We start from the raw sequence: 21165 nt of genomic DNA on the forward strand, positions 1-21165 counted from the left end.
CGCGAGGGGTCCGCGCTTGCCGTAGACCTCGCTGCCTACGGCCTGGTCTTCACCCGGGGCACCCCGCCACGGACGGAGGGTTGCCGGACAGCGGGCCGGGGCCGTAATCGCTGTCACTCATGACCTTGGAAAGCATCCTGCCATACGTCTCGCGGACGGCAAGGGCGCAGTCCACGATCCGGACTGCGCCCTGCGTCACACCCGCGCGCCGCTCAGCGGTTGCTGGCGACCACCCAGCGCTCAAGCGCGGCCTTCGCAGAGCCGGAGTCGATGGACTCGGCGGCCCGCTCCATCCCCGCCCGGATCTGCTCGGTGAGCGTCCCCTCCCCCGGTCGTACGGCGACGAGGGCGGCGGCCGAGTTCAGCAGGACGGCGTCGCGGACGGGCCCGCGCTCCCCGTCGAGCAGCCGCCGCGCGACCTCGGCGTTGAAGGACGGGTCGCCGCCGCGCAGGGCCTCGATGGAGACGGTCTCGATGCCGGCGTCCCGGGGGTCGAACGCCTCCTCGCGCACCTGGCCGTCCCGGACGACCCAGACGCGGGAGGTGCCGGTGGTGGTCAGTTCGTCGAGGCCGTCGTCGCCGCGGAAGACGAGCGAGGAGTTGCCCCGCTCGGCGAAGACTCCGGCGACGATGGGCGCCATCCGGGCGTCGGCGACCCCGACGGCCTGGGCACGGACGCGGGCCGGGTTGGTCAGCGGGCCCAGGAAGTTGAACGTGGTGCGGATGCCGAGCTGACCCCGCGCCGCCGCCACGTGCCGCAGCGCCGGATGGAACTTCACGGCGAAGCAGAACGTGATGCCGGCTTCCTCCGCGACCTCCGCGACCCGCTTCGGCGTCAGCTCCAGATTGACCCCGAGCTTCTCCAGGACGTCGGAGGCGCCGGACGCGGAGGACGCGGCCCGGTTGCCGTGCTTGACGATCTTGGCGCCGGTGCCGGCGACGACGATCGCGGACATCGTGGAGATGTTGACGGTCTTGGCGCCGTCGCCGCCGGTGCCGACGATGTCCACGGTGTCGCCGGGGACGTCGATGACGTTGGCGTGCTCGTACATCGCCCGGACGAGCCCGGTGATCTCCTGCACGGTCTCGCCCTTGGCCCGCAGCGCGACCGCGAACCCGGCGATCTGCGCGTCGGTGGCCTCGCCCCGCATGATCCGGTCCATCGCCCAGGCGGTGTCGTCGGCGCTCTGGTCGCGGCCCTCCAGCAGGCCGTTGAGTACGGAGGGCCAGGAACGGCCCGCCGCGGTGTCGCCTCCAGCGGGGGACTCAAGCCTCATGGCCGCTCCTGTGGTGTCTTCTCGAACTGAGCCGTCCCACCTTATCCATGCGCGGGCACGGCAAAGAGCCCCCGTCCAGTGCCTGGACGAGGGCTCCTGCCGTGGCGGACAGTGTCAGAGAATCAGTGGTGGCCGTGGCCGTCCGTGATCTCCTTGAACTCCTCAGCGGTGGGCTTGGGGATCTGGTTGTGCTCCCCGTAGTAGCCCTTCGAGAGCTTCGCGCGCAGCTTCTGGCGGCGCGTGATCTTGCGCTCGACGCCGTTCTCGTCGACCTCGGGACCCAGCTCGAGCGGCTTGTACTGCTCGTGCGCCGTGAGCGTGTGCAGGGCCTCGGCCTCGAGCGGCTCGTGCACCTCGACGAACTCACCGTGCGGCAGGCGCTTGATGATGCCGGACTCGCGCCCGTGCAGCACCTTGTCCTTGTCCCGGCGCTGGAGGCCGAGGCAGATCCGCTTGGTGACGATGAAGGCGATGACCGGCCCGAGGAAGAAGAAGATCCGGACGAACCAGGAGATCGCGTTCAGCGACAGGTGGAAGTGCGTGGCCCACAGGTCGTTACCACCACCGACGAGCGTGACCATGTACATCGTGATCCACGCGACGCCCAGACCCGTACGGACGGGGGCGTTGCGCGGGCGGTCCAGGATGTGGTGCTCGCGCTTGTCACCGGTGACCCAGGACTCGATGAACGGGTAGGCCGCCATCGCGCCGAGGACGAGACCGAAGACCACCAGCGGGATGAACACGCCCAGGACGAGCGTGTGGCCCCACAGGTTGATCTCCCAGCCCGGCATGACACGGATCAGACCCTCGGCGAAGCCCATGTACCAGTCGGGCTGGGCGCCGGTGGACACCTGGTCCGGCCGGTACGGGCCGATGGACCAGATCGGGTTGATCGAGGCGACCGCGGCGATGGCCGCGATGACACCGAAGACCAGGAAGAAGAAGCCACCCGCCTTGGCCATGTAGACCGGGAGCAGCGGCATGCCGACGACGTTCTTGTTGGTCTTGCCAGGGCCCGCGAACTGCGTGTGCTTGTGGTAGAAGACCAGGATCAGGTGCGCCACCATCAGGCCGAGCATGATGCCCGGCAGCAGCAGGATGTGGATCGAGTAGAACCGCGCGACGAAGTCGCCGCCCGGGAACTCGCCGCCGAAGAGGAAGAACGAGATGTACGTGCCGACGACCGGCATGGACAGGATCGCACCCTCGGTGAAGCGGACACCGGTGCCGGAGAGCAGGTCGTCCGGGAGCGAGTAACCGGTGAAACCGGTGAACATGCCGAGGACGAAGAGCAGGAAGCCGAACAGCCAGTTGACCTCACGCGGCTTGCGGAACGCACCGGTGAAGAACACGCGCATCATGTGGACGAACATGCCGGCCAGGAAGATCAGCGCGGCCCAGTGGTGGATCTGCCGGATGAGCAGACCGCCACGCACATCGAAGGAGATGTGCATCGTCGAGTTGAAGGCCTCCGACATCGTCTGCCCCTGGAGCGGGACATACGTGCCGTCGTAGACGACCTCGTTCATCGACGGGTGGAAGAACAGCGTCAGATACACACCCGTGAGGATGATGATGATGAAGCTGTACATGCAGATCTCACCGAGCATGAAGGACCAGTGGTCCGGGAAGATCTTGCGCATGTTGGACTTGGCCAGGGAGTAGACCCCGAGGCGGCCGTCCGCCCAGTCGGCGAGACGCTCGCCGGCCGGTGCCTTCTCACGCGAAGGCGCTTCTGTGGTGGTCGTAGTACTCATCCGCGCTCCCAGAAGGCAGGACCGACGGGCTCAGCGAAGTCGCCCTGGGCCACGAGGTAGCCCTCGTCGTCGACAGCGATGTGAAGCTGCGGCAGCGCGTGACCGGCCGGACCGAAGATCACCCGCGCACCGTCGGAGAGGTCGAAGGTGGACTGGTGACAGGGGCAGAGCACGTGGTGCGTCTGCTGCTCGTACAGGGAGATCGGGCAGCCCACGTGGGTGCAGATCTTCGAGTACGCGACCACACCCTCGTGCGACCACGCGAGCTCCTGCTTGTCCTTGATGTTGTCCGGCTGGATACGGACGAGCATCAGGGCCGCCTTGGCCATGACGTTCTGGAAGTCCTCGTCGTGCTCCTCCACGCCCTCGGGCTTGGCGAAGGTGAGCGAGCCGACCGCGATGTCCGAGGGACGCAGCGGAAGGTTCGTGTTCATGTTGACGAGCTTGAGGCCCTTCTTCCAGGCCGTCGTACGCAGCTTCTTCTCGGGCAGCGGCCCGAGGTCGCGCAGCAGGACGACACCGGAGAGGGGGACCATCGCCAGGGCGCCGAACAGCGTGTTGCGGATCAGCTTGCGGCGGCCGAACTGCGACTCGCGCGCACCGTCGGCGAAGTCCTGGAGGACCTTCGCCTTGACGTCCGGCTCCGCCTCGATCGCGTGGCGCTCCTGGACGACCTCTTCGTCGGACATCAGGGTGCGGGCCCAGTGGACCGCGCCCGCGCCGATGCAGAACAGGGCCACGCCGAGGGTCAGGCCCAGCGCGAAGTTCAGCGCGCTGATGTGCCCGATCGGGAAGACGTAGATGCTCTTGCTGACGTCGATGGTGACGTACGAGGCGATGAAGCCCACGGTCGCCAGCATCGAGATCGTGAACAGCATCGCCACGACGCGCTCGGACCGCTTGGCAGCACGCTCGTCGATGTCCTGGATGCGGTGCTCGTGCGGCGGCAGCCCGGGGTCGGCGAAGGGGTCGTCCTTCACCGCGAGCGAGCCGTGCTCGTCGGTGTCCTGCGCTGCGGGCAGGTTCTCTTCTGGAATGTCTTGGCTACTCATGACTTCTTGGCCTTTGCGGTCCGAGCGGCGACCCAGATGGCAACGGCGATGAGGCTGCCAAGGCCGAAGATCCAGGCGAACAGACCCTCGCTGACGGGGCCGAGCCCGCCCAGCTTGAGGCCACCGGGGCTCTCGGTCTTGTCACCGTTGACCGCGTCGAGGTACGCGATGATGTCCTTCTTGTTCTGCTTGGTCATCGTCGTGTCCGGGAACGACGGCATGTTCTGCGGGCCCGTCTGCATGGCCTCGTAGATGTGCTTGGGCTGGACGCCCTCGAGGCTGGGTGCGAACTTGCCGTGCGTCAGTGCGCCACCTTCACCGGTGAAGTTGTGGCACTGCGCGCAGTTGGTGCGGAACAGCTCGCCACCCTTGGCGATGTTCGCACCGTCCGGGCTGTAGTCCTTGGAGGTCGGCGTGACCGGACCGGCGCCCAGCGACGAGATGTACGCCGCGAGCTGGTCGATCTCGGCCTGCGAGTAGATGACCTTCTTGCGCGGGATCTGCGCGCCCGGCTGCTGGGCCGGCATACGGCCGGTGCCGACCTGGAAGTCGACGGCTGCGGAGCCGACGCCCACCAGGCTCGGCCCGTCGGAGGTGCCCTGACCGCCGGTTCCGTGGCAGCTTGCGCAGCCGACGGAGTAGAGCTTCTTGCCCTCGTCGATGGCGAGGGACTGGGCGGTTTCATCGGCCTGCGCCTTGCTCGCGGGCGCGAACGCGGCGTACAGCCCCCCGGTGGCCGCCAGCGCGAGGAGTAGGACGACGACCGCCGCCAGCGGATGGCGTCGTCGTGCGGAGAGCTTTTTCACGGATTACCCCGGTGTCAGGATCTTCTGCGTCGGTGCTACTGGAATGTGTCGGGCGCTGCCCGATACTGCGATCTTGTGACTACTTGATCAGGTAGATCGTGGCGAAGAGGCCGATCCAGACGACGTCGACGAAGTGCCAGTAGTAGGACACGACGATGGCGGCGGTCGCCTGCTGGTGAGTGAACCTCCTGGCCGCGTACGTCCTTCCGAGTACGAACAGGAAGGCGATGAGGCCACCTGTCACGTGAAGGCCGTGGAAGCCGGTGGTCAGGTAGAAGACCGAGCCGTACGGGTCGGAGGAGAGCGAGAGCCCGTCCTTCTTGACCAGCTCGGTGTACTCGAACACCTGACCGCCGATGAAGATCGCACCCATGATGAAGGTGACGATGAACCACATCCTGAGCTTCTTCACGTCCCCGCGCTCGGCCGCGAACACGCCGAGCTGACAGGTCAGTGAGGAGAGCACCAGGATCGTGGTGTTCGTCGCGGAGAACGGAAGGTTCAGGCTCGACGCCATTTCCTTCCAGTGAGCCGCTCCGGTCACCGATCGCAGGGTGAAGTACATCGCAAAGAGGGCCGCGAAGAACATCAGCTCGGAACTCAGCCAGATGATGGTTCCGACGCTGGTGAGGTTCGGCCGGTTGACCGACGGGTGCGCGTGCCCTGTTTCTACTGTCGTTGCTGTCGCCACGACCGACATTATGTCGGTCGCTTATCTCGCCCTCACTCCGGGGGGTGCCGTTCGGAGTGTCTGGGGGGTGTGTCCAGCCCGTATGGCCCATCCCGAGGCCGTTCGAACCGGTGTTGACGGGGTGTCGGGAGGAGTAGGCTCCGCGCAGACGAGCCCCGAACGACGCCGATGTCACGGAGGAACGATGCAGTCGACCGCGACGGTTCTGGTCTACAGCGATGACGCGGGCACCCGCGAGCAGGTGCGCCTCGCCACCGGCCGCAGGCCCGCCTCCGACGTGCCGGAGGTGCGGTTCATCGAGTGCGCGACGCTCCCGGCCGTCCTCAAGGAGCTGGACCGCGGCGGGATCGACGTGTGCGTCCTCGACGGCGAGGCCGTTCCCGCGGGCGGCATGGGCGTGTGCCGGCAGATCAAGGACGAGGTCTTCCGCTGCCCGCCGGTGCTGCTCCTGATGGGCCGCCCGCAGGACGCGTGGCTCGCCACCTGGAGCCGCGCCGAGGCCGCCGTGACCCTGCCCGTCGAACCCGTGGAGTTCGCCGAGGCCCTGGCCGCCCTGCTGCGCTCCCGGCTCGCCGTCACCGCCTGACGGCACGCCCGGCCCGCCGCGCGCCCCGCACAGGGCCGCCCAGCCGCCTCCTGCGCCCCGCCCGGCCCTCTGGCACCACCGGCACCACCGGCTCCCGTACGTCATCGGCGTACGGGAGTCGGAAGTCTCACAGCCGCTCGGGCCGGGCGGTGCGTGCGACGGCTACACCTGCGGGCTCAGCCGGGCCTGCTGGTCCGGGGCCGGCTTCGTGGAGTTGTTGAGGGCGCTGCCCGCCTGCCACTTCTTCCAGCCGAGGTTCCAGTCCCCGAAGCCGTTGCCGAAGGGGTCCATCTCGTTGCCGTAGCTGTTGACGACCTTGACGATGTCGCCCTTGCGGAACGTCTTGAAGAACCAGGCCGCGTTGGACGTGCTCATGCCGGTGCAGCCGTGGCTGGTGTTGGCGTACCCCTGGGAGCCCTCGGACCAGGGCGCGGCGTGCACGTACTCGCCGCTCCACGTGACCCGGGTGGCGTAGTACACCTGCTTGTCGTAGAAGTCCGAGGAGCCGATGCTCGCGCTCGTCATGCGTACGGAGTACTCCTGGCCCAGCACGACCTTGACACCGTTGCGCGTCTCGTAGCCGGGCTTGCCGGTGGTGACCGGGATGGAGTTGATCTCCTTGCCGTCGCGGTAGACCGTCATCCAGTGCGAGCCGGCGTCGGTGACCGCGACCAGCTTGTCGCCGGTGGTGAGAGTCAGCGGCTTGCTCGCGCCGCCCCACATCGTGTCGTTGATCTTCAGGCCCTTGAGGTTGCTCGTGGCCGTGATGGTGGCGTGGGCGGGCCAGTACTCCTTGGGGCGGTAGTGGAGTTCCTTGCTGCTGACCCAGTACCAGGAACCGGCGTCCACCGCGGGCTTCGAGGTGACCTTCAGGGCGCGCTCGACGATCGCGCGGGCCTTGTCGTCCTTGACGGGCCGGTTCAGCTCGGCCGTGATGGGCTGGCCGACGCCGTACTTGCCGCCCTCGGGCCCGAAGGTGACCTTCAGGGCGCGGTCCTCGCTGGGCTTGCCGGTCTGGAGGTCGAGGACCTTGCGGCCGGGCTCGCCGTCCTCGTCCTCGGTGCTGACACGGACCGTGTAGTGCTCCTCAGCGGCCAGCGGGGCGGTGGAGTGCCACCTCTTGCCGTCGGCGGAGAGTTCGCCCGCCACATAGCGTCCTGCGGCGTCCTGGGCGGTGACGTCCGTGATGCGCGCGTCGTCGCCCTGCGCGGTGACTTCGAGGGGCTTGTCCGGGTCGGCCTTCTTGCTGCCTGCGGGACCGGTGAAGGAGATCTGGCTCGCCGCGTCGTAGGGCTTGGCGGAGAGCGGGTGGCCGGAGCTGCCGCAGGCCGTGACGCCCGCACCGAGTGCGGCCACCGACAGGGTGCAGCCAAGAACCGTACGGAAGCGCGGTGAGTGGTTCATGAAATCACCGTAAGGACGTTGTCGCGCACCGGCGCGGTGATTGCGCCGCCCGGGGCATGGGGGCCGAGGCGGGGCGCGCGGGGTACGGCGAAGGGCCCGGACGCTCCCTCAGGAGTGTCCGGGCCCTTGCCCTCGGCGGGAGTGCGAACCCGTGCTTTCGCTACTGGTTCTGGTTCTCGCCGCGGTAGTACTCGAAGACCCAGCCCCACAGGCCGAACAGGATGATGGGGGCGGAGAAGTACATCAGCCACCAGCCGAAGACGACGCCCATGAAGGCGAGCGCGCCACCGACGGCCAGGGAGAGCGGCTGCCAGGAGTGCGGGCTGAAGAAGCCCACCTCGCCGGCGTCGTCCGCGACGTCGGCCTCCTTGTTGTCCTGGGCGCCCGTGTCGACACGCCGGGCCGTGAAGGCCAGGTAGTAGCCGATCATGATGCACAGGCCGAACGCCAGGAACAGCGCCGTCGTACCGGCCGGCTCCTTCGACCACACGCCGTACACACCGGCCATGATCAGGACGAAGAGGCTCAGCCAGATGAACATCTTGCCTTGGACCTTCACTTGCCGGCCTCCTTGCCGCCAGCGAGCGCCTTGGAGCCGTGGCCGGAGTTCTCCAGCTGGTCCAGGGCCGCGATCTCAGGGTGATGCAGGTCGAACGCCGGCGATTCGGAGCGGATGCGCGGCAGGGTGAGGAAGTTGTGCCGCGGCGGCGGGCAGGAGGTCGCCCACTCCAGCGAGCGGCCGTAGCCCCACGGGTCGTCGACCTCGATCTTCTTGCCGTACTTGGCGGTCTTCCAGACGTTGTAGAAGAACGGCAGGATCGACAGGCCGAGCAGGAACGAGGAGATCGTCGAGACCGTGTTCAGCGCGGTGAAGCCGTCGGCGGCGAGGTAGTCCGCGTACCGGCGCGGCATGCCCTCGACACCCAGCCAGTGCTGCACCAGGAACGTGCCGTGGAAGCCCACGAACAGCGTCCAGAAGGTGATCTTGCCCAGGCGCTCGTCCAGCATCTTGCCGGTGAACTTCGGCCACCAGAAGTGGAAGCCGGAGAACATGGCGAAGACGACCGTACCGAAGACCACGTAGTGGAAGTGCGCCACCACGAAGTACGAGTCGGAGATGTGGAAGTCCAGCGGCGGGGCCGCGAGGATGACGCCGGTCAGACCACCGAAGGTGAAGGTGATCAGGAAGCCGATCGCCCAGAGCATCGGTGTCTCGAAGGACAGCGAGCCCTTCCACATCGTTCCGATCCAGTTGAAGAACTTCACACCGGTTGGTACGGCGATGAGGAACGTCATGAAGGAGAAGAACGGGAGCAGCACGCCACCGGTGACGTACATGTGGTGCGCCCACACGGTGACCGAGAGGCCGGCGATGGCGATCGTCGCGCCGATGAGGCCGGTGTAGCCGAACATCGGCTTGCGGCTGAACACCGGGATCACTTCGGAGATGATGCCGAAGAAGGGCAAGGCGATGATGTACACCTCTGGGTGTCCGAAGAACCAGAAGAGGTGTTGCCACAGCAAGGCGCCGCCGTTGGCCGCGTCGAAGACGTGGGCACCGAACTTGCGGTCGGCCTCCAGGGCGAACAGCGCCGCCGCGAGGACCGGGAACGCCAGCAGGACCAGGACACCGGTCAGCAGCACGTTCCACACGAAGATCGGCATACGGAACATCGTCATGCCCGGAGCGCGCATGCAGATGATCGTGGTGATGAAGTTGACCGAGCCGAGGATCGTGCCGAAGCCGGAGAAGGCCAGACCCATGATCCACATGTCGGCGCCGATGCCCGGCGAACGGACGGCGTCCGAGAGCGGGCTGTAGGCGAACCAGCCGAAGTCGGCGGCGCCCTGCGGGGTGAGGAAGCCACCCACGGCGATGAGCGAGCCGAACAGGTAGAGCCAGTAGGCGAACATGTTCAGACGGGGGAACGCCACGTCGGGCGCGCCGATCTGAAGCGGCATGATCCAGTTCGCGAAGCCGGCGAACAGCGGCGTCGCGAACATCAGCAGCATGATCGTGCCGTGCATCGTGAACGCCTGGTTGAACTGCTCGTTCGTCATGATCTGCGTGCCGGGACGAGCCAGTTCGGCGCGCATGAAGAGCGCCATCAGGCCACCGATGCAGAAGAACGCGAACGACGTGACCAGGTACAGCGTACCGATGGTCTTGTGGTCAGTGGTGGTGAGCCACTTGATCACGGTCGCGCCGGGGCGCTTGGGCCGCACCGGCAGCTCGTTCTCGTACGAGTCTTCTGCTGCGGCGGCACCCTGGGGTTCGTTGAGGATGCTCACAGGTTCTTCGTCTCCCGGTCCTTCTCGTGGTCCGTCTGGGCGATGCCCGACGGGACGTAACCGGTCTGCCCCTTCTTCGCGAGGTCCTCGAGGTGCTGCTTGTAACGCTCAGGAGAGACGACCTTCACGTTGAACAGCATCCGGGAGTGGTCGACGCCGCAAAGCTCGGCGCACTTACCCAGGAAGGTCCCCTCCTTGTTGGGGGTCACCTCGAAGGCGTTGGTGTGGCCCGGGATGACGTCCTGCTTCATGAGGAACGGCACCACCCAGAAGGAGTGGATGACGTCCCGCGAAGTCAGCACGAAGCGGACCTTCTCGCCCTTGGGGAGCCAGAGGGTCGGGCCCGGGTTGTTGGTCTGCGGGTTCCGAGTGCCGGGCGTGCCGACCTCGTAGACGCCGCCGGCGTTCGCCGGGAAGTCCTTCTTGTACCGCGTGGGGATCGCCGAGAGCTCCTTGGAGTTCTTGGCGTCGCCCGAGACACCCGGCACGTCCTCGACGTAGTTGAAGCCCCAGCTCCACTGGTAGCCGACCACGTTGATGGTGTGCGCGGGCTTCGCGTCGAGCTTGAGCAGCTTCGACTCGTCGCGCGCGGTGAAGTAGAAGAGGACCGAGACCACGATGAGCGGAACCACCGTGTACAGCGCCTCGAGAGGCATGTTGTACCGGGTCTGGGTCGGAACCTCGATCTTGGTGCGGCTGCGCCGGTGGAAGATGACGCTCCACAGGATCAGGCCCCAGACAAGACAGCCCGTGGCGAGCGCAGCCGCCCACGAGCCCTGCCAGAGGGAGAGGATCCTAGGGGCCTCCTCCGTCACCGGGGTGGGCATACCAAGACGAGGGAAGTCCTTGTATGTGCAACCGGTAGCGGTTACCAGGATCAGGCCCGCAGTCAGCACCTGCGGCAGCTTCCGCCGCATCGGGCGCCGCGACGAGCGGTCGGAGCCGTTGGGACTCACGTAGCGCCTTCCCGAGAGTCTCGCCCGCGCTGGTTGGCTACGGCCGTCTCGCTGGTCGCTCGCCGCCCTGGCACACGGGCAGGGGTTTGGATGTTTATGCGGACCAAACCCTACTGGACGCTATTTGGGGTCGCGCGGGGAGGGTGCCTAACGCGCCGCGGGTCACCCCGAAGGGTGGGATCGGCCTCCGTTCCGGGGTTTCTGACGGGGGGTTTTGTCCCGGGTTCGGTCGCCCGGCCCCGGCGGCGGCGCCGGTGAGGGGCGTTCTAGCCTCGGGGCGTGACGTACTTCGACGCGGCGTCGGCCGCCCCGCTCCACCCCGTCGCCCGGCAGGCGCTGGCCGCCTCGTACGACGAGGGGTGGGCGGACCCCGCGCGCCTGTACCGGGAGGGCCGCAGGGCCCGGCTGCTGCTGGACGCGGCACGGGAGACCGCCGCGGAGGCCGTGGGCTGCCGCCCCGACGAGCTGGTCTTCACTCCTTCGGGGACGCACGCGGTGCACTCCGGGATCTCCGGCGCGCTCACCGGCCGTCGGCGTGTCGGGGCGCATCTGGCGGTGTCGGCGGTCGAACACTCGTCGGTGCTCCATTCGGCGGCGGCGCACGAGCGCGGGGGCGGCACGGTGAGCGAGGTGGGGGTCGGGCGGGGCGGGGCGGTGGACACGGCGGAGTTCGCGGCGGCGCTGCGGGCGGACACGGCGCTGGCCTGCCTCCAGTCCGCGAACCACGAGGTCGGCACCCTCCAGCCGGTCGCCGAGGTGGCGGGGGCGTGCGCGGCGGCGGGGGTGCCGTTGTTCGTGGACGCGGCGCAGTCCCTCGCGTGGGGGCCCGTGCCGGGTGACTGGTCGCTGCTCGCGGGCAGCGCGCACAAGTGGGGCGGGCCGGCCGGGGTGGGGCTGCTCGTCGTGCGCAAGGGGGTGCGGTTCGCGCCGGGCGGGCCGGGGGACGAGCGGGAGTCGGGGCGCTCCCCCGGCTTCGAGAACATCCCCGCGATCGTCGCGGCGGCGGCTTCCCTGCGGGCGGTACGGGCGGAGGCGGCGCGGGAGGCGGTGCGGCTGCGGGAGTTGACGGACCGGATCAGGGCGCGGGTGCCGGAGCTGGTGGCGGACGTGGAGGTCGTCGGCGATCCGGAGCGCCGGCTGCCGCATCTGGTGACGTTCTCGTGCCTGTACGTCGACGGGGAGAGCCTGCTGCACGGCCTGGACCGCGCCGGGTTCTCCGTGTCGTCCGGTTCGTCCTGTACGAGCAGCACGCTGACGCCGAGCCATGTGCTGGCCGCGATGGGGGTGGTCAGTGAGGGCAACGTCCGCGTGTCGCTGCCGCTCGGGGTGGCGGAGGCCGAGATCGACCGGTTTCTTTCGGTCCTGCCCGGGGTGGTCGCGGAGGTCCGGGGGCGCCTCGGGGTGCCGGTGGGGGGCGGGGCGCCCGGCTCCGGCGCGGGCGGGGCGGAGGCGGTCACCGTGGACGCGGTGGGGCTCGTCTGTCCCCGGCCGGTGATCGAACTGGCGCGGGCCATCGGGTCCGTCCGGGTGGGCGGCACGGTGACGGTCCTCGCCGATGACGAGGTCGCCGCGGTCGACATCCCGGCGTGGTGCTTCTCGCAGGGCCACGAGTACGGCGGCGCCACGGAACGCTCCCGCGGGGTCCAGGCATACCGGGTACGCCGTGCTACTCCGTAGGCGGTACTGACCTCAGCGGAGCTCCGGCTCGACCCCCGTCGGGGCTCAGGTCAGCCCCCTCAGGGGCGCGAGGAACTGCGCGGCCCGCCGACAACAAGCCGCACACGCCCTGCGTGGTGCAGCAGCAGACGCGACCGCGGGCCCATCGTGGCCGAGCGCGCAGTTCCCCGCGCCCCAATCGGGGCTGATCTCAGCGGGGCTGAGGACCTTATGCCGCGAGGTGGGATTCGACTTCCAGAGCGGCAGCGTCCCCGTACTGCTTCCGGAACCGCTCCATGAAGGACACCCGCTTCAACTCGTACTCCTGCGTCCCCACCGTCTCGATGACGAGAGTCGCCAGCATGCACCCCACCTGAGCCGCCCGCTCCAGCGAGACCCCCCACGCGAGCCCGGACAGGAACCCCGCCCGGAACGCGTCGCCGACACCCGTGGGGTCGACCTTCGCCTTCTCCTCCGGCACGCCGACCTCGATCGCGTCCGCCCCGACGCACTCGATCCGCACCCCGCGCGACCCGAGCGTCGTCACCCGGTGCCCGACCTTCGCCAGGATCTCCGCGTCCGTCCAGCCCGTCTTGGACTCGATGAGCCCCTTCTCGTACTCGTTGGAGAAGAGGTACGTCGCCCCGTCGAGCAGCGTACGGATCTCGTCCCCGCCCATCCGGGCGATCTGCTGCGAGAAGTCCGCGGCGAACGGGATCGCGCGCGTCCGGCACTCCTCGGTGTGGCGCAGCATCGCCTCGGGGTCGTCGGCGCCGATGAGGACGAGGTCGAGCCCGCCGACGCGGTCGGCGACGGTCTTCAGTTCGATGAGGCGGGCCTCGCTCATCGCACCCGTGTAGAACGAGCCGATCTGGTTGTGGTCGGCGTCCGTCGTGCACACGAAGCGCGCGGTGTGCAGCGTCTCGGAGATGCGGACGGAGGCCGTGTCCACGCCGTGCCGGTCGAGCCAGGCGCGGTACTCGTCGAAGTCGGAGCCCGCGGCGCCGACCAGGACCGGGCTCGTGCCGAGCTGCCCCATGCCGAAGGCGATGTTGGCGCCGACGCCGCCCCGCCGTACGTCGAGGTTGTCGACGAGGAAGGAGAGGGAAACCGTGTGGAGCTGGTCCGCGACGAGCTGGTCGGCGAAGCGACCGGGGAAGGTCATCAGGTGGTCGGTGGCGATGGAGCCGGTGACTGCGATTCGCACGGCGTGAGCACGCTTCCTGAAAGAGGAGGGGTTGACGCTTCACGCTACCCGGTCCCCGCCCCGCGCTGAAGTGCGGAAACTACCCGATAGTAGGGCTTTTTTCGTGACGGTCGGCGTGCCTACGGTGCGTTCATGACCTACGACGTGTCCTTCATGACCCAGGACGGGCTCGCCGCCCTGCGCGGTGACTGCGCCCGGATGGTGCCGCACTGGGTGGCCCCGCGCGCCCCGTGGGAGGCGGAGCGGACGCCGGCGCCGGCCCGGGTCGGCGCGGCCGGCATCCACGGTGTCGTCGTGCCCGTCTCCTCGGCGCGGCTGATCGACTCGATGGCCGAATTCGGCGCCTGAGGGCGCGCGCGGAGCGGCCCCGGCGCCCGGCGGGGAACCGCGCGCTCCCCCGCCGCGTCCCATCGCTGCCCCCTGTGGCCCTCCCGCATCACGGGGATGCGGGTTGCGACGCGGCAGGCGAAGGAGCGATGCGGTGAGCACCGAAGAGCGAAACCGGGATCAGCGGCCTCGGCGGCGTACGCCGGTCGTCGCCTCGGCCCTGGCGGCTGTACTGCTCGCCGGAGGCGGGGGCGCGTATCTGGCGGCGAGCGCGTCCGGGCACGACGGCGCCTCCGGCCCGCCGGGCACGGACGGCACTCCCCCGCCCCTGGCCCTCGACGGCTACTCCGAGAGCGGCGGCCCCGGCACGTCCAACGGGATCGCGCCCGGCGAGCCCGACCCCGACGGCACCCGCTACCGGGCCGCCACGAAGCTGCCGGACGGACCGGCGAAGGCGGCGGTGTACCGGGCGAGCGGCGAGGTGAGCGCGGCGGACGTCACAGCGCTCGCCAAGGCGCTCAAGGTGGAGGGCACGCCCCGGCTGCGGGACGGCGCCTGGCGGCTCGGCCCGGTGGCGGACGGTACGGGGCCCTCGCTCCAGGTCAGCCGGAGCGCGCCGGGCGCCTGGACGTACTCCGCGCACGCCCCCTCCACGACGGGCAAGTGCCCGCCCGACGCCTTCTGTTCCGACCCGGCGGGCGGCGGCGGCGAGGGCGACGCGGTGAGCGCGGCCCGGGCGCGGGCCGCGGCGGCGCCGGTCCTCAAGGCGCTCGGGCAGGACGACGCGAAGCTGGACACGGGCCAGTTGATGGGCGCGACGCGGGTGGTGAACGCCGACCCGGTGGTGGGCGGGCTGCCCACGTACGGCTGGTCGACGGGCATCCAGGTCGGCCCGGACGGCGAGGTGAGCGGCGCGAGCGGTCAGTTGAAGACGCCGGTCAAGAGCGACACGTACCCGGTGATCGGCGCGAAGGAGACCATCGACCGGCTCAACAGCCGGGCCGGCGGCGACCGGGGCGCGGGCGTCGGCGCGTGTGCCAGCGCGGCGCCGCTCGGCGGCAAGGACGCGCGGGACAAGGCGACCGAGGAGAAGACCCAGGGCGCCGGTTGTACGCCGTCGTCGGCGCGGCCCCCCGCGTCCTCCACGGTGTCGATCACCGGAGCCGTCTTCGGGCTCGCGGCGCACTATGTGGACGGCCGGCAGGCGCTGGTGCCGTCCTGGCTGTTCCGGGTGGATCCGGCGGGGGCGGGGACGCCGTTCACCGTGACGCATCCGGCGGTGGACCCGGCGTATCTGACGAGCCCTTCGGCGGCGCCCGGTACGGAGGAGCCGGGGTCCGGGGTGCCGAGCGCGCCGAGCCCGCGGCCGAGCACGAGCGCGCCGGGCGGCCAGGACGGTCAGGGCGGCCAGGAGCGGAAGCCGGTGCGCGTGCAGGGGTACCGGGCGGACGGCTCCGGGCGCACGCTGACGCTGCACTTCACCGGGGGCGTCTGCGCGACGTACGCGGCGCACGCGAAGGAGTCGGGCGGCCGGGTCGAGGTCGCGGTGACCGCGGAGCAGAAGAAGGGCGGGGTGTGCGTGCAGATGGCCAAGTACTACACGCTGCCCGTGGAGTTGGACGCCCCGCTGGCCGGGCGTGAGGTCGTCGGCACGGACGGGCACGCGGTCCCGGACGCCGAGCGCAACGCGCCGGGCGGCGCGGCCCCCGCTCCCCGCGACTGACCGCGTACGTCATGCGTGAGGCCCGGCCCCTTCGCGGTGAAGGGGCCGGGCCTCAGGCGTGCCGGACGCGCGGTGCGGCTTAGCTGAACGAGTCGCCACAGGCGCAGGAGCCCGTCGCGTTCGGGTTGTCGATGGTGAAGCCCTGCTTCTCGATCGTGTCGACGAAGTCGATGGAGGCGCCGCCCAGGTACGGGGCGGACATGCGGTCGGTGACGACCTTGACGCCGTCGAAGTCCTTGACGACGTCACCGTCGAGCGAGCGCTCGTCGAAGAAGAGCTGGTAGCGCAGGCCGGAGCAGCCGCCGGGCTGAACAGCCACACGCAGGGCCAGGTCGTCACGGCCTTCCTGGTCGAGCAGAGCCTTGACCTTGGCCGCGGCGGCGTCGCTCAGGATGATGCCGTCGCTGACGGTGGTGGTCTCGTCCGATACGGACATCTACATCTCTCCCGGGTTGTACGGAGACTGCTTGCCGACCATTGCAACCGGCAAAGGCCCGGATTCATTCCGGAGCCGTCAGAGTTTCGCGCTTCTTCCCTTTCATGCTCGCACACCGCCCCGCAAGGGGGCACCGGACGGCCGGGGCGGATTGCGTCACATCGACGACATGCGTGTCGTCAAACTGACGTGAACCACGTATGATAGATAGCGTCATTTCGACGAAAAGGTCGTTCTGCAAAAAAGAAAGGGTGCGTGACGTGACCACGGCCCAGACCCCCCAGGCCCCCGTTGACCTGGACGTTTCTCCCACGCCTCTGGCGCTGCTGCTGCTCGGCCGGGAGGCCGATCCGCGCAGTGAGCGCGGCGTGGAGTGCCCCGGCGACCTGCCGTCGCCCTCCGACCCGGACCTCGTGGAGCGTGCGCGCGCGGCCAAGGAGAAGCTCGGCGACAAGGTGTTCGTGCTCGGGCACCACTACCAGCGCGACGAGGTCATCCAGTTCGCCGACGTCACCGGCGACTCGTTCAAGCTGGCCCGTGACGCGGCCGCCCGGCCCGAGGCCGAGTACATCGTCTTCTGCGGCGTGCACTTCATGGCCGAGTCGGCGGACATCCTCACCGGCGACGACCAGAAGGTCGTACTGCCCGACCTCGCCGCCGGGTGCTCCATGGCCGACATGGCGACGGCCGAGCAGGTCGCCGAGTGCTGGGACGTGCTGACGGAGGCGGGGATCGCCGAGTCGGTCGTGCCCGTCTCGTACATGAACTCCTCGGCGGACATCAAGGCGTTCACGGGCAGGCACGGCGGCACGATCTGTACGTCCTCCAACGCGGAGCGGGCGCTGAACTGGGCGTTCGAGCAGGGCGAGAAGGTCCTTTTCCTGCCCGACCAGCACCTCGGGCGCAACACGGCCGTCCGTGACCTCGGCATGTCCCTGGACGACTGCGTCGTCTACAACCCGCACAAGCCGGGCGGCGGGCTGACCGTCGAGGAGCTGCGCGCCGCGAAGATGATCCTGTGGCGGGGGCACTGCTCGGTGCACGGCCGCTTCTCGCTGGACTCCGTGAACGACGTGCGGGCGCGCATACCCGGGGTCAACGTGCTGGTGCACCCCGAGTGCCGGCACGAGGTCGTCGCTGCGGCGGACTACGTGGGGTCCACGGAGTACATCATCAAGGCGCTCGAGGCGGCCCCGGCCGGGTCCAAGTGGGCCATCGGTACGGAGCTGAACCTTGTGCGGCGGCTGGCGAACCGGTTCGCCGCCGAGGGCAAGGAGATCGTCTTCCTCGACAAGACGGTGTGCTTCTGCTCGACCATGAACCGGATCGATCTGCCGCATCTCGTGTGGGCGCTGGAGTCCCTCGCGGACGGGCAGGTCGTCAACCGCATCGAGGTCGACGCGGAGACCGAGCGGTTTGCCAAGGTGGCGCTTGAGCGGATGCTGGCGCTTCCGTAAGCGGTACGGCCGTCCGGCGGCTTCGTCGTCTGTCTGACGGTCGCGTCGTGGCTGTTCGCGCAGTTCCCCGCGCCCCTGGGTGAGTGGGCCTGCCCGTGGTCTTGATCCTCGACTCTCGTCGTGGCTGGTCGCGCAGTTCCCCGCGCCCCTTCGGGCGCTCATCTCAGCCCCGTCAGGGGCGCGGGGAACTGCGCGAGAAGCCCCACCGGGCCGCGGGCGGGTGGTGAGGCGAGGGGGCTGCCCCCTCGCCTCACCGCTGTCAGGCCCGGGACGGTTCCGCGGGCTCGGGTTCGGGCGCCGCCTGCTCCGGCACCGCCGAACCCCTCTTCGCCGCCCGCTTCTTGGCCCGCCGCTCCTTACGGAGTTCCAGCATCGCGTACAGCGTCGGGACCAGCAGGAGCGTCAGCAGGGTCGACGTGATCAGACCGCCGATCACGACCACCGCCAGCGGCTGCGCGATGAAGCCGCCCTCTCCGGTGACCCCGAGGGCCATCGGGAGCAGCGCGAAGATCGTCGCAAGCGCCGTCATCAGGATCGGCCGCAGCCGGTGCCGGCCGCCCTCGACGACCGCCTCGACCACGCCGTGTCCCTGGGCCCGGTACTGGTTGATGAGGTCGATGAGGACGATCGCGTTCGTGACGACGATGCCGATGAGCATCAGCATGCCGATCATCGCCGGGACCCCCATCGGCGTACCCGTGGCGACGAGCAGTCCGATCGCGCCGGTCGCCGCGAACGGGATGGAGACCAGCAGGATCAGCGGCTGCGCCAGCGAGCGGAACGTCGCCACCAGGAGCATGAAGACGATCGCGATGGCCGCGAGCATCGCCAGGCCCAGGTTCTTGAACGCGTCGTCCTGGTCGGAGGTGACCCCGCCGATGGTCGCCGTGGCGCCCTTCGGCAGCTTCAGCGCCTTGATCTTCGACTGGAGGTCCGCGCTGACCGCGCCCGTGTTGTCGCCGGTCGGCTTCGCCGTGATCGTCGCCGCGCGGGCGCCGTCGATCCGGGTCATGGAGACCGGGCCGTCCACGAGCTTGACCGTGGCGATGTCGCCGAGCTTGAGACCGCGCGGGCCCATCGGCAGCTTCGCCAGCTCGTCCATCGTGGTGGCCGGCTTCGCCGACTTCACGACGATGTCCCGCTCGGTGTCGTCGAGGATCGCCTTGCCGCTGGTGGTGCCGCGCACCGCCTGACCGACGGCCGCGCCGAGAGCCGCGTCGTCGAACCCGGCACGCGCGGCGGCGGGCTTGGCCTTGACGGAGATCCGGGGCACGGACTGGGACAGGTCGCTGGTGACGTCGGTGACGTCGTCGAGCGAGGCGACGGCCTTACGGACCTGCTCCGCCGCCCGGTCGAGGACCGAGCCGTCGGCGGCCTTGACGACCACGCTGAGGTCCTGGCTGCCGAAGCCGTCACCGGCCGAGATCGTCGTCGTACCGACCCCGGACAGCTTGCCGAGCTCCCGCTCGATGCGGTGCTGCGTGGCCTCGTACGACGCCTTGTCCTTGAGGGTGACCTGGTACGACGCCTGGTTGGTGTCGGTGCCGCCGCCGAAGGCCGCCATGAAGCCGGACGAGCCGACGGTGACCTGGTAGTCCTTGACGGCGTCGATGCCCTGGAGGACCTTCTCGACGCGGCGCGCGGACGCGTCGGTCGCGGCGAGGCTCGTGCCGGGCTTCAACTCCTGCTTGATGGACAGGACTTCCTGCTCGCCCTGGTCGAAGAAGTTCGTCTTCAGCAGCGGCGCCATGCCGAACGTGCCGACGAGGACGGCGACCGCGATCAGCACGCTGGTCAGGCGGCGGCGCGTGGCGAACCGGAGCACCGGCACGTACAGCCGCTGGAGCCGCGAGCGGGCCTCCTTCTCCTCCGCGACGCGGCGGGCCTCGTCCGGGTCGACGCCCTGGACGGCCTTGGGGGCGCGCAGGAACCAGTACGAGAGCACCGGCACGACCGTGAGCGAGACGACCAGGGACGCGAGGAGCGCCGCCGTGACGGTCAGCGAGAACGAGCCGAACAGGGCCCCGACCATGCCGCCGACCAGGCCGATCGGCAGGAACACGGCGACGGTGGTCAGGGTCGATGAGGTGACCGCGCCCGCGACCTCGCGGACGGCGGTGAGGATGGCCTCCTTGCGCTCCTCGCCGTAGCCGAGGTGCCGCTTGATGTTCTCCAGGACGACGATGGAGTCGTCCACGACCCGGCCGATGGCGATGGTCAGCGCGCCGAGCGTCAGCATGTTCAGGGACAGGTCGCGGGTCCACAGCACGATCAGCGCGAGGACGACCGAGAGCGGGATGGAGACCGCGGTGACCAGCGTCGAGCGCAGCGACGCGAGGAAGACCAGGATCACGATGACCGCGAACAGCAGGCCGAGCGCGCCCTCGGTGGTCAGGCCCGAGATGGACTTGGAGACGGCCGGGCCCTGGTCGCTGACGACGGTCAGCTTCGCGCCGGAGCCGAGGTCCTGGCGCAGCGCGGGCAGCTTGTCCTTGACGGCGTTCGAGATGGTGACGGCCGAGCCGTCGTGGTCCATCGTGACGACGACGGCGAGGCTCGGGCGGCCGTCGGTGCGGGTGAGGGAGTCGGCGGCGGACGGCCGCTGCTTGACGGTGGCGATGTCGCCGAGGCGCACGGGCTTCTTGACGCCCTCGCCGCCGATCATCAGGTCCTCGATCTGGGCGAGCGAGGTGAACCCGCCGCCGACCTGGACCGTACGGTTCTTGCCGCCCTCGTCGAAGGAGCCCGCGGGCACGGTCGCGCCGCCGGCCTGGAGGGAACGGCTGAGCGCCTGGACGCCGACTCCGGCGGCGGCCATCTTCTTGTCGTCGGGTGTGACGTCGACCTGGAGGTCGCGGACGCCGTCCACGGCGACCTGGGCGACGCCGTCGATGTCCTTGAGGGCGGGGACGACGGTCCGGTCGAGCTGGTCGGCGAGCGCCTGCTGGTCCTTGCCGGAGGTGACGGCGAGGACGACGGTCGGGATGTCGTCCGTGGAGCCGGCGACGACCTGCGGGTCGACTCCGTCGGGGAGCTGGGCGCGGGCGCGGTTGACGGCCTGCTGGACGTCGGCGACGAGCTGCTTGGAGCCGCTGCCGTAGTCGAACTGGGCCATCACCACCGCGTTGCCCTCGCTGGCCGTCGAGGTGATGCCGGTGATCCCGTCGACCGCGTCGATGGAACTCTCCAGCGGCTCGATGACCTGCTTCTCGACCACGTCGGGCGACGCGCCCTGGTAGGGGGCGAGCACGGACACCATGGGCAGTTCGATGGTGGGCAGCAGTTGCTGCTTGAGCTGAGGGATCGCGATGGCGCCGAAGACGATCGCGATGATCGACATCAGCCCGATCAGGGCGCGTTGAGCGAGGCTGAATCTCGACAGCCAGGACATGGGCTGGGTCTCTCCGTGGGACGTGAGCCGGATGACGAACCCTGACGCGGACATGCGCAGGGGACCGGCTCCAGCCTGGTCCACGGGGGCCGCCGGATTCGTCGCTCCCAGGTCCCGTTTCGCCGGGCCGCGTACTGCGGCCGT

At 69.5% G+C, this 21165-nt stretch carries 17 protein-coding genes and 1 riboswitch; of the genes, 5 read left to right on the forward strand and 12 right to left on the reverse strand.

All coding sequences use genetic code 11. From position 1 onward, the window contains the following. Positions 1-7: 7 nt before the first annotated feature. Positions 8-125: riboswitch (SAM riboswitch) on the reverse strand. An 87-nt stretch (positions 126-212) separates the two neighbouring features. The 5 genes from trpD to ctaE form a co-directional block, all read right to left on the reverse strand. Further along, a complete protein-coding gene (gene trpD, locus ACZ7LY_RS11945; RefSeq protein WP_471624400.1) occupies positions 213-1277 on the reverse strand; it encodes an anthranilate phosphoribosyltransferase in 1065 nt (354 codons plus the stop codon). 122 nt (positions 1278-1399) lie between these two features. Next, the gene (qcrB, locus tag ACZ7LY_RS11950; protein ID WP_471624401.1) at positions 1400-3037 is read right to left on the reverse strand and encodes a cytochrome bc1 complex cytochrome b subunit; all 1638 of its coding nucleotides are present in this window, start codon (positions 3035-3037) and stop codon (positions 1400-1402) included. Next, the gene (gene qcrA / locus ACZ7LY_RS11955) at positions 3034-4089 is read right to left on the reverse strand and encodes a cytochrome bc1 complex Rieske iron-sulfur subunit (protein WP_471624402.1); all 1056 of its coding nucleotides are present in this window, start codon (positions 4087-4089) and stop codon (positions 3034-3036) included. The genes qcrB and qcrA overlap by 4 nt, the downstream gene beginning before the upstream one ends. Then, on the reverse strand, positions 4086-4895 hold the full coding sequence (gene qcrC / locus ACZ7LY_RS11960) for a cytochrome bc1 complex diheme cytochrome c subunit (RefSeq protein ID WP_471624403.1): 810 nt from the start codon (positions 4893-4895) through the stop codon (positions 4086-4088). The genes qcrA and qcrC overlap by 4 nt, the downstream gene beginning before the upstream one ends. 79 nt (positions 4896-4974) lie before the next feature. Beyond that, positions 4975-5595: an aa3-type cytochrome oxidase subunit III gene (gene ctaE, locus ACZ7LY_RS11965; protein ID WP_471624404.1), complete on the reverse strand. Its 621-nt coding sequence runs from the start codon at positions 5593-5595 to the stop codon at positions 4975-4977. 175 nt (positions 5596-5770) lie between these two features. On the opposite strand from ctaE, the gene ACZ7LY_RS11970 reads away from it, so the two are divergent. Continuing rightward, a complete protein-coding gene (locus ACZ7LY_RS11970) occupies positions 5771-6172 on the forward strand; it encodes a hypothetical protein (RefSeq protein ID WP_471624405.1) in 402 nt (133 codons plus the stop codon). 162 nt (positions 6173-6334) lie between these two features. Here ACZ7LY_RS11970 and ACZ7LY_RS11975 read toward each other — a convergent pair whose 3' ends face one another. The 4 genes from ACZ7LY_RS11975 to ctaC form a co-directional block, all read right to left on the reverse strand. Beyond that, the gene (locus tag ACZ7LY_RS11975; protein WP_471624406.1) at positions 6335-7576 is read right to left on the reverse strand and encodes a L,D-transpeptidase; all 1242 of its coding nucleotides are present in this window, start codon (positions 7574-7576) and stop codon (positions 6335-6337) included. A 160-nt stretch (positions 7577-7736) separates the two neighbouring features. Further along, a complete protein-coding gene (locus ACZ7LY_RS11980) occupies positions 7737-8135 on the reverse strand; it encodes a cytochrome c oxidase subunit 4 (protein ID WP_471624407.1) in 399 nt (132 codons plus the stop codon). Further along, the gene (ctaD, locus tag ACZ7LY_RS11985; protein WP_471624408.1) at positions 8132-9868 is read right to left on the reverse strand and encodes an aa3-type cytochrome oxidase subunit I; all 1737 of its coding nucleotides are present in this window, start codon (positions 9866-9868) and stop codon (positions 8132-8134) included. The genes ACZ7LY_RS11980 and ctaD overlap by 4 nt, the downstream gene beginning before the upstream one ends. Further along, positions 9865-10824 carry an aa3-type cytochrome oxidase subunit II gene (gene ctaC / locus ACZ7LY_RS11990; protein ID WP_471624409.1) on the reverse strand — a complete coding sequence of 320 codons (960 nt, stop codon included), beginning with the start codon at positions 10822-10824 and terminating at the stop codon, positions 9865-9867. The genes ctaD and ctaC overlap by 4 nt, the downstream gene beginning before the upstream one ends. Before the next feature lie 279 nt (positions 10825-11103). Between ctaC and ACZ7LY_RS11995 the strand changes: the two genes are divergently transcribed. Then, a complete protein-coding gene (locus ACZ7LY_RS11995) occupies positions 11104-12501 on the forward strand; it encodes an aminotransferase class V-fold PLP-dependent enzyme (RefSeq protein WP_471624410.1) in 1398 nt (465 codons plus the stop codon). A gap of 208 nt (positions 12502-12709) precedes the next feature. Here ACZ7LY_RS11995 and ACZ7LY_RS12000 read toward each other — a convergent pair whose 3' ends face one another. Next, a complete protein-coding gene (locus ACZ7LY_RS12000) occupies positions 12710-13687 on the reverse strand; it encodes a carbohydrate kinase family protein (protein WP_471624411.1) in 978 nt (325 codons plus the stop codon). A gap of 132 nt (positions 13688-13819) precedes the next feature. Between ACZ7LY_RS12000 and ACZ7LY_RS12005 the strand changes: the two genes are divergently transcribed. Together ACZ7LY_RS12005 and ACZ7LY_RS12010 are read left to right on the forward strand one after the other, a co-directional pair. Continuing rightward, positions 13820-14035 (forward strand): hypothetical protein, encoded by a 216-nt coding sequence (locus tag ACZ7LY_RS12005; protein ID WP_471624412.1) that lies wholly within the window; start codon positions 13820-13822, stop codon positions 14033-14035. A 133-nt stretch (positions 14036-14168) separates the two neighbouring features. Further along, complete coding sequence (locus ACZ7LY_RS12010) at positions 14169-15737, forward strand: hypothetical protein (RefSeq protein ID WP_471624413.1); 1569 nt, start codon at positions 14169-14171, stop codon at positions 15735-15737. Positions 15738-15816: 79 nt separating this feature from the next. Here the strand turns inward: ACZ7LY_RS12010 and ACZ7LY_RS12015 are convergent, their stop codons facing one another. Continuing rightward, the gene (locus tag ACZ7LY_RS12015; protein ID WP_282538608.1) at positions 15817-16173 is read right to left on the reverse strand and encodes a HesB/IscA family protein; all 357 of its coding nucleotides are present in this window, start codon (positions 16171-16173) and stop codon (positions 15817-15819) included. Positions 16174-16424: 251 nt separating this feature from the next. Here ACZ7LY_RS12015 and nadA point away from each other — a divergent pair, with 251 nt between their 5' ends. Beyond that, positions 16425-17630, forward strand: a complete 1206-nt coding sequence (gene nadA, locus ACZ7LY_RS12020) for a quinolinate synthase NadA (RefSeq protein WP_471624414.1) — start codon at positions 16425-16427, stop codon at positions 17628-17630. A gap of 259 nt (positions 17631-17889) precedes the next feature. On the opposite strand, the gene ACZ7LY_RS12025 is transcribed toward nadA, so the two are convergent. Next, positions 17890-21021, reverse strand: coding sequence for an efflux RND transporter permease subunit (locus tag ACZ7LY_RS12025; protein WP_471624415.1), 3132 nt, complete (start codon positions 21019-21021; stop codon positions 17890-17892). Positions 21022-21165: the final 144 nt, after the last annotated feature.

It is taken from the genome of Streptomyces sp. NPDC107550, from assembly GCF_055639095.1.

Bases quoted from the DNA above. Each gene is read 5' to 3' on its own strand.
- trpD (WP_471624400.1), bottom strand. From the start codon at position 1,277: ATGAGGCTTGAGTCCCCCGCTGGAGGCGACACCGCGGCGGGCCGTTCC.
- qcrB (WP_471624401.1), bottom strand. From the start codon at position 3,037: ATGAGTACTACGACCACCACAGAAGCGCCTTCGCGTGAGAAGGCACCG.
- qcrA (WP_471624402.1), bottom strand. From the start codon at position 4,089: ATGAGTAGCCAAGACATTCCAGAAGAGAACCTGCCCGCAGCGCAGGAC.
- ctaE (WP_471624404.1), bottom strand. From the start codon at position 5,595: ATGTCGGTCGTGGCGACAGCAACGACAGTAGAAACAGGGCACGCGCAC.
- ACZ7LY_RS11970 (WP_471624405.1), top strand. From the start codon at position 5,771: ATGCAGTCGACCGCGACGGTTCTGGTCTACAGCGATGACGCGGGCACC.
- ACZ7LY_RS11975 (WP_471624406.1), bottom strand. From the start codon at position 7,576: ATGAACCACTCACCGCGCTTCCGTACGGTTCTTGGCTGCACCCTGTCG.
- ACZ7LY_RS12005 (WP_471624412.1), top strand. From the start codon at position 13,820: ATGACCTACGACGTGTCCTTCATGACCCAGGACGGGCTCGCCGCCCTG.
- ACZ7LY_RS12015 (WP_282538608.1), bottom strand. From the start codon at position 16,173: ATGTCCGTATCGGACGAGACCACCACCGTCAGCGACGGCATCATCCTG.
- ACZ7LY_RS12025 (WP_471624415.1), bottom strand. From the start codon at position 21,021: ATGTCCTGGCTGTCGAGATTCAGCCTCGCTCAACGCGCCCTGATCGGG.